1 protein-coding gene and 1 pseudogene are annotated in these 1,061 nt (G+C 65.5%); both read right to left on the reverse strand.

All coding sequences use genetic code 11. The features are described from left to right. Nucleotides 1-763 (reverse strand): ABC transporter permease (locus ACWDNU_RS46930; protein ID WP_449673591.1); only part of this gene is annotated, 763 nt, incomplete at its 3' end. 56 nt (nt 764-819) lie between these two features. Further along, a pseudogene (locus ACWDNU_RS46935) lies at nt 820-1,061 on the reverse strand (hypothetical protein); the annotation flags it as partial.

The raw sequence follows: 1,061 nt of genomic DNA on the forward strand, positions 1-1,061 counted from the left end.
GAGCCAGCGGCACGAAGACGACCAGGATCACGACGATCCAGATCAGCGTCGTGATCACCGGGTTCTGCATCGGCCAGGCGTCCGACGGCGGGGCCAGCGGGTTGGTGTTGCCGAACAGGTCGCGCACGGCCTGGGTCAGCGCCGAGACCGGATTCCATTCGGCGAACACCTTCAGCGGGCCGGGCATACCGTCCAGCGGCACGAACGCGTTCGACAGGAACGTCAGCGGGAAGATCACCATGAAGCTGGCGTTGTTGAACACCTCCGGCGCCCGCACGAGCAGCCCGACGACCGCCATCATCCAGGACAGCGCGTAGGCGAACAGCAGCATCAGCACGTAGGCCAGGACCGCGTCGAGGAACGATCCGCGGATCCGCCAGCCGACGACCAGGCCGGTCAGCGACATGACGACCAAGCTCACGATATTGATCACCACGTCGCTGATCGTCCGGCCGACCAGCACCGCGGACGGCGCCATCGGCAGTGAGCGGAACCGGTCGATGATGCCCTTCTGCATGTCCTCGGCCAGACCGGCGCCGGTGAACGTGGCACCGAAGACCACGGTCTGCGCGAAGATGCCCGCGATCAGGAATTCGCGATAGCCGCCCTCCACGCCCTCGATCTGGATCGCCGAGCCGAAGACATAGGCGAACAGCAGCACGAACATGATCGGCGACAGCGTCGTGAAGATCAGCACGTCGGGCACGCGCTTGATCTTGATGACATTGCGCTTGGCGATGGTCATGCTGTCGCTGACCACCATCGAGAGCCGTTCACCGAAGGTGGGGCCCTGCACGTCGGCCTTGTCGAGCGTGATGCTCATCGGTTGTGTCCTTCCTCGGCGCCGACGGTCTGTTTCCCGGCGTCGCCGTTGACGAGTTCCTCCGCCTCGTGCCCGGTGAGGGTGAGGAAGACGTCGTCGAGCGAGGGCCGCCGCAGCGCGACATCGTTGATCTGCACCTTGTGCTCGGTGAGCCGGCCGATCGCGGTGACCAGGTCCTGAGACCCGTCGGCCACCGGGACGGTGATCCGGCGCAGACCGGGTTCGAGATGGATCTCGC

Source organism: Amycolatopsis sp. NPDC003676 (genome assembly GCF_053587275.1).